The organism is Rhizobium sp. YJ-22, assembly GCF_029601685.1.
In the GTDB taxonomy this organism is placed as follows: domain Bacteria; phylum Pseudomonadota; class Alphaproteobacteria; order Rhizobiales; family Rhizobiaceae; genus Metarhizobium.
The window spans coordinates 1-7,306 of the sequence record NZ_JARRIR010000003.1; the positions used below are offsets into that span (position 1 = coordinate 1).

Here is a 7,306-nt window from a genome sequence, read left to right on the forward strand (position 1 = left end):
TCCACGGTTAAACCAACCTGAATTCCGGATACGTTCTTAAAAGTCGGACAGATTCTCCACTTTCGTGTCGTGACGCCCATAGGGTGCGCTGCTCGCCCTTGTCGTTTTCCAGCGTCACGAAATAGCTGTCGGACTTCTGCGGGTCATGCTCATAGGGCGCGGCCCCATGCTCGACCAGCCGGCCGGCATTGGTGAACTCGTCCTGTGCCGCGTAGAGCTGCACCCCGTCACGATGCCGGGTCATGGCGACATAGGTTAGATGCCGGTCCATCGTCCCCGACGCCATCACATAGGCGCGGTCCACCGTCGCCCCCTGATTTTTGTGAATCGTCGTCGCATAGCCGTGGTCGATCGCCTGATAATCGCCCATCGGCACGGAAACACTATCGCCGCCCCGGCCGTCGAGCGTGGCAATGATGCGGCCCGGCTCGACATGATCGACCGTGCCTAGCATCCCGTTTTTCACGCCAAGGTCGCGGTTGTTCTCCAAGAACACGATGCGGTCGCCGGGCGCGAACTCCCGCTTGCCGTCATTGGTCTGGAAGGTCAGCGCGCCGGCGTCCTCGCCCTGCGCCAGCTCGCCCCGGTCCTGTAGCTCGGCCCGGATCGCGTCGTTGATGGCGCGAACATCGGCCCGGCGATGCGCCATCGCTACGCGGGTGCCGTCCGGGCGCTCGTCGCGATCGGCAAGGTAGTCGCGCACGATCTGGCCCCGCGCGTCCTCGCCGGTTTCGGCAAAGCTGATATTGCCGCGATCCCGATAGGCCGCCAGCCCCTCGGCCGTCCGGTGCGTGGCGAAGTCAACCGACGCCTCCCGCTGCCAGTCCACGCGCTGCCGGCGAATCTCGGACAGCTCGGCATGGCCGATTTCCTCCGTGATCGCCCTAAACGGTGCGCCCGCCCCGATCGCCTGCAACTGCTCATGGTCGCCTACAAGGACGATCTTCGCCCCGCGCGCCTCGGCCTCGCCAACGAAGCGGGCGAGCTGGCGGCTCCCGACCATGCCCGCCTCGTCGATCACGAACACGTCGCCGCGGCCGAGTGTGCCGCGGTCGTTCTCCCAACCGCGGGACCATGACGCGAGGGTGCGGCTCTGGATGCCGGAAGATTCCTCCAAGCCCTCGGCCGCCTTGCCCGACAGCGCCGCGCCGTGGACCTGATAGCCCTCGGCCTCCCACGCCTCGCGCGCGGCCGCGAGCATGGTGGACTTGCCAGCGCCGGCATAACCGACAACGGCCGCGATCCTCTCCGGCCCGGTGATATGCTCGATCGCCCGGCGCTGCTCGTCCGACAGCCGGGCGGAAGCATCGCCGGCGCTGCGCTGAATGGCGGCGTCCTGCCGATCTATCGCCCGCTCGACATGCCGGCGATCGACGCCATGACCATGCGCGCCGTGCATCCGCTGCGCGCTCTCGATCATGCCGGATTCGATCTCGACCATTTCCCGCGTCGAATACCGCGCAAGCTCGATCTCGCCCGTTGCCGGGTCCGCGCGCTCGGGCTGCAACTCGACCAGCGCCGGCGAGGCCATCACCTTCGCAAAGGCGCTCTGGAACTCCTGCGGGTCGTCGTTGATGTAGCGATGCAGCGCCCGCGCAACGTCGTGCCGGTCGAACACGCTCTTTTCGCCGGTGATGAGGGTTAGAACCTGCTCGGGCTTCTCTCGGATCAGCTCGGCATTGCGCCGGGCCGCTTCCTCGTCCAGCCGCGACCGCGACACGTCGAGGCCGCGCCGCTCCATCTGCGTGGCATGGACGCCCATATGCTCGGTCGGCGCGATCTCTAGCCCGCGCTCCATGTGCGAACGATGGTCAATGCGAATATCTAGCCCGGCCATCGCAAGGCGCTCGTTGGCGATCCCCTCCCACCTCTGGCGAAGGTCGCGGAGCTGCATATCGGTCGTCGGCAGGTCGTGCGCCAACAGCCATTTGTTTTCGCGCTCAAGATAGGTCTTGTCGCCTAACCCGCCCTCCGTCACCTGCCGCGTGGTCATAAGCAAATGGGCATGGTGATTGCGAACGTCGCTCGCCTCGTGCGGCGCATGAATGGCGAAGTCCACGGCCGCGCCGTAGCGGTCGGCCAGCTCCTGCGCCATCTCCCGCGCCGCCTCTAGCCGCTGCTCGGCCGAAAGCTCATGCGGCAAGGCAATCTCGAACTCCCGCGCAACGCGAGCGTCCTTCCGCTTCTCGGCAAATTCGGCGGCGTTCCACAAGTCCGACCGATCCCGCGCCCAATCGGCGTTCACGCCTTCCGGCAAGACGATCTCGGCATGTTCAACACCCTGCTTGGCCGTGTAGTCGTGCGTGATCCCGTCGCGCTCGTTGGTCAGCTTCTCCCCGGCACGATAAGCCATTGAGGCGACGGCGCTACGGCCACCCGCCCGCGAAACTGGCTTCATGCTGAAATGGTAGATTGCCAACCCGTTGCCTCGATCCCGTTTCCGCCTTTCCCGCCAGCCTCCAAGCTGGCGGCGCGCTGAGTTACGCAGTAACTCGTAAGTGCGCCCTTCTCAACTCAATCGCTACGCTCTTTCGCTGATCGGTGTGGCGCTCGCGGCAAGGTCGATGCAATGAACTGAGGCCGGAATTGTGCTGCAAAACCGCTGAAAACTCAAGCGCAACAGGCAAACGCTGGAAAAGACGGTCGGGAATGATAGTCTAGGCGAACAACCGGAAAAGGAGATTTGAGGAATGGCGCGCAAAACGATCGAACAACGCTTGGCCGAACTGGATGCGCAGCGCGCCACGCTCAAGGCCCGTCTGTCGAAGCAGGAACGCGCCAACGACACGCGCCGCAAGGTGCTGCTCGGCGCGCTCGTCCTGCATCGCCTCGAACACGGCAAGGATGAAGAATTTTCCCGGCGCTTGGGCGAATGGCTCAAGCGTGAGCTGCCCGACTTCCTGACGCGCCCCGGTGACAAGGAACTGTTTGCCGACCTGATCGACAACGCGCCGGCCGGGGAGACGACAGGCAGCGCCGGGGGGACGGCCGCATGAGTCAGGCGAGACTTGCATGGGGTGCGTTCAAGAACATGGTGCGGCAGGCCGCGCGTGATCCGCTATGGGCGTTCGTCGCTCTGCTCGCCGCACCTTTCCGCATCTGGAAACCGCTTCTCGGGCTTCTGTTCCTCCTTGTTATCGTCCTGTTCGTCGTCGGCTTCGGCGGCCGCTTCGCTCTCGAACAAATCGGCTTTCGCGTCGGCTCGGTTCCGGTTCTCCTGCTCGATCTCGTCACGCTGCTGGTGCTGCTGGCGCTCGCCTTCCGCTTCCTCACCAATCCGCTGATTATCCATTTCGGGGATATGGACGGCGAAACCCACGGCTCGGCCCGCTTCGCCACCGACAAGGAAACCGCCGCCCTCGCCCGCGCCGATTCCGGCCTGCTGATCGGCCGCGACGGCAAGACCGGAAAGCTCCTGCGCTATGACGGCCCGGCCCATCTGCTGACGATGGCACCGACGCGCACCGGCAAAGGGGTGGGAACCATCATCCCCAACCTGCTCACCGCCGACCGCTCCGTGATCTGCATCGACCCCAAGGGCGAAAATGCCAAGATCGCCGGCCGCGCCCGCCAGCAATTCGGCCCGGTCCATGTCCTCGACCCCTTCGGCGTCACCGGCCAGCCCTCGGCCGCCTTCAATCCCCTCGACCAGCTCGACCCGGCCGGCCTCGATGTCGCGGAAGATGCAAGCACCTTGGCCGACGCCCTCGTGTTCGATGAACCGGGCATGGCCGGCGAAGCGCATTGGAACGAGGAAGCCAAGGCGCTCATTGCCGGCCTGATCCTCCATATTGGGGTCAGAACAAGAGCTGCTCGAAATCGTACGCTAAGACCGAACGGAGCGGGAACGTCATGCAGCGCGGAGGATTCTTCCAGGAAGTCGCAATGGCCTGAAGCCTTCGGGCATCTGCTGCTCGGTGTCCCAGGAATAGATGCCGGTGAGATTTATGTGCTCCCAGCTGAGTGGCGAGACATGCTTGAGCAATATGTCGGGGATAGTTCGACCACTTTGACGCAGATGGGCTACGGCACGGCTGAGATAAACGGTATTCCAGTGGACGATGGCGCTGACGACAAGGTTGAGGCCCGAGGCACGGAATGCCTGACTTTCGAACGATCGGTCGCGGATTTCGCCGCGCTCATGGAAGAAAACGGCCCGCTTGAGCTTGTGGGCGGATTCTCCTTTGTTAAGACCGGCTTGACATCGCCGGCGAAGTGCCGGGTTGGAATACCATTCGATCATAAACAGGGATCGCTCGATGCGCCCGAGCTCACGCAGGGCTTTCGCCAACTGGCTCGGTTTCGAGGATGCCGCCAGCTTTTTGAGGATCATTGAGGGCGCAACAGAGCGTGTCGTGATTGATGCCGCCAGATGGAGAAGGTCATCCCAGTGTTCCAGAATGAGGGCGGTATTGATCGGCGCGCCGATATGGTTGGCCAGTGCTGGATATGAGTCGGCCTTTTCGAAAGTATGGAACTTCCGGTCCTTGAGATTGCGCAGCCGAGGCGCAAAACGCTTTCCGATCAGAGTGAAGAGGGCAAATACATGATCGCTCGCACCTCCGGTATCGGTAAAGTGCTCCTCGATCTCCAGGATGGTGTCGTGGTCGAACAGGCCGTCGAGAACATAGGCTGCCTCGCTCTCGGTCGGGCTGATCGGCAGAATGCTGAAATAGCCGTACTGATCGGAAAGGTGGCTGTAAAATTTCGAGCCTGGCTCGCTGCCATAATGCAGGTTGATATCACCGCGTTTGGCGGCACGATCACTGGCCCGGAAGAACTGACCATCAGATGATGCGGTCGTCCCTGTTCCCCAGAGCTGGGCGTGGGGATGACGCGCATGGGCGTCGGTCACACATGCCTGCGCTGCGCGATAGGTTTCCGTGCGGGCATGGAACATGCGCATCCATCCGATCTGATGGGCGCTGATCCCCTTGGAGGCTCCGGCCATACGTTTCGGGCCAAGATTGGTGGCGTCCGCGAGCGTGCCGGCGAGCATGGCCGGAATGTTTTGCGGTGAATCGCCCGTTCGAACATGGGTGTCCGTTGCGGTCGCCGTTTCGACGGCGGATAGTAAGGCGGCGCGCCGGTCCTGTGCTGTTGCTGTTCGTTTTCCAAAATAGGAAAGCAAATGCGCGATATGCTCGCGGCGAGTTTCCTCCCGCCTGGCATAGGAACGGAAACTCTCCGGATCAGCATCCAATTGTTCGGCTATATAATTGAGCATCGCCCTCGGCGGAATTTCGTGCACCATGAGAGCCCGGCCCGGATGCCGCATCATGCAAAGCTGGACAGCAAAGCCGAGCTGGTTATGTTTTCGCCTGCGGACTTCGATCTCCAGCCGGTCCGATGGAGATAGAGTGTAGTGACGGATCAGACTATCCTCATCGGTCGGTACGCCGAACAGCTCCTGTTGATCCTGAATTTTGAGAAACTTCCGCCGCGCCATTTTTTACTCCATACAAACTTGCGTCGATGGTTCCGGGCATGTCCGGAAACGGTCGTTTGCGTACAGGCCTAAATCACCCTGTCCACAAATTATCTTGACTTATTTGTGGACAGGCATCACCTTTCGGACAACCTATTCGGACGAAATTGAACCTTATGCCACGCACCTTTGCCTATGTCCGTGTCTCCACGACCGGACAGACCACCGAAAACCAGATTCAGGAAATCGAAGCGGCCGGCTTCCACGTCGAGCCACGCCGTATAGTCACCGAGACCATCTCGGGCAGCGTCGCCATTGCGCAGCGCCGGGGTTTCTCGCGACTGATGGATAAACTCGAAGCCGGGGACGTGCTCATCGTCACCAAGCTCGATCGGCTCGGCCGAGATGCGATCGATGTCAGTACGACGGTCAGGAAACTGGAGGAGCTGGGCGTGCGGGTCCATTGTCTGGCCCTCGGCGGCGTCGATCTGGCGAGTTCCGCCGGGAAGATGACGATGAGCGTCATCAATGCCGTCGCTCAGTTCGAGCGTGATCTGCTGATCGAACGCACGCAGTCGGGCCTCAAACGAGCCAAGTCGGAAGGCAAGACCCTCGGCCGTCCCGCTCGGCTCAATGAGAAGCAGAAATTGGATGTTCTCTCGGATTTGGCGGGCGGGATGAGCGTTTCCGCACTCGCCAGAAAATTTGACACCAGCCGCCAGACCATCATGCGTGTCAGGATCGAGGGCGACCGCTCCGTTTAAGCCGTGACTTGAGTAGGCACCCGTTTCCCTTTCGCCTCACCCCGCGCAGCAGGACAGTTTTTTCACATCCCTGTCGAAGGTCTGAGCCGCAAGCTTCAAACCTTCGACAGTCGTCAGATATGGAAAGATCGTCTCCGAGAGATCATCGATCGTCAGGCCGCAGCGGATGGCCAAGGCTGCCGTCTGAATGCTGTCAGCACCCTCTGGTGCAAGGATGTGAGCGCCAAGGAGTTTCCGGGTTGACCCGTCGGCGACCAGCTTGATCAGGCCGCGCGTGTCGCGCGCCGCCAGCGCCCGCGGCACATTGTCGAGGGAAAGGACGGAGGTGCGAACCGAATGTCCGGCAGCCCGCGCCTGCGCTTCGGTCATGCCGACGCTCGCCACCTGCGGATCGGTAAAGACCACGGCGGGCATTGCGGTGTTGTCGTAACTCAGGCTGTTGCCGTTCAATGCGTTCTTGGCGGCGAGCTTTGCGCCATAGGCGGCCATGTAGACGAACTGATCTTTTCCGGTTACATCGCCGGCGGCATAGACGCCCGCCTTCGAGGTGCGCATGCGATCATCAACGATGATGGCCCCGGCCGGTGTCAGGTCTATACCGGTTTCAGCAAGCCCAAGGGCTTCAGTGTTCGAGCGGCGTCCCGTCGCCACAAGAATCCGCTCGGCAGTCAAGATTTCCGGACGTCCGTCCCGCGCGATGGCGAGGGCAACACCACCATCATCGGTCTTGCGGGCGGACTCGTAGGTAATGCCGCTGACGATTTTAATCCCCTCATCGGCCAGATAGGTGGCAAGCGCAGCGCCGATTTCGGGTTCAGCCTCCGGCAGAAGCCGGCTGCGGAACACGAGTGTCACTTCGACACCGGCCCGTGCGAAAGTCTGGGCAAGCTCCACGCCGATGTAGCCGCCGCCAAGCACTATCATCGAGCGTGGCAGCTCGGTCAGGGCGAGCGCTGTCGTGCTGTCGAGCGGCGATACGTCAGCGATCCCCGGAATCCCCGGCAACGCCGGACGCGCACCGGTGGTGATGATAATTCGCTCGGAGCCGATGTGCTGGCCCGCGACCTGGACACCGCCGTCAACGAGGCGGGCCGGACCTTCGTGGTAGACCACA

Annotated in this window: 4 protein-coding genes and 2 pseudogenes; 3 read left to right on the forward strand and 3 right to left on the reverse strand. The window is 62.3% G+C overall.

Annotated elements, in window-relative coordinates:
• Positions 1-76 precede the first annotated feature (76 nt).
• Positions 77-2,419 (reverse strand): annotated as a pseudogene (gene traA, locus P7F60_RS08060) (Ti-type conjugative transfer relaxase TraA); the annotation flags it as partial.
• A 271-nt stretch (positions 2,420-2,690) separates the two neighbouring features.
• Here traA and P7F60_RS08065 point away from each other — a divergent pair.
• Positions 2,691-2,996, forward strand: a complete 306-nt coding sequence (locus P7F60_RS08065; RefSeq protein ID WP_020821017.1) for a hypothetical protein — start codon at positions 2,691-2,693, stop codon at positions 2,994-2,996.
• Positions 2,993-3,787 (forward strand): annotated as a pseudogene (locus P7F60_RS08070) (type IV secretory system conjugative DNA transfer family protein); the annotation flags it as partial. The gene P7F60_RS08065 and the pseudogene P7F60_RS08070, both read left to right, overlap by 4 nt.
• A 63-nt stretch (positions 3,788-3,850) precedes the next feature.
• On the opposite strand, the gene P7F60_RS08075 reads toward P7F60_RS08070, so the two are convergent.
• Positions 3,851-5,449 (reverse strand): Tn3 family transposase, encoded by a 1,599-nt coding sequence (locus P7F60_RS08075; protein ID WP_277917218.1) that lies wholly within the window; start codon positions 5,447-5,449, stop codon positions 3,851-3,853.
• 155 nt (positions 5,450-5,604) lie between these two features.
• Between P7F60_RS08075 and P7F60_RS08080 the strand changes: the two genes are divergently transcribed.
• Entirely contained in the window at positions 5,605-6,192 is a 588-nt protein-coding gene (locus tag P7F60_RS08080) for a recombinase family protein (RefSeq protein WP_003501080.1), read from the forward strand.
• Positions 6,193-6,228: 36 nt separating this feature from the next.
• On the opposite strand, the gene P7F60_RS08085 is transcribed toward P7F60_RS08080, so the two are convergent.
• A partial coding sequence (locus P7F60_RS08085; protein ID WP_277917219.1) for an FAD-dependent oxidoreductase occupies positions 6,229-7,306 on the reverse strand: 1,078 nt, incomplete at its 5' end.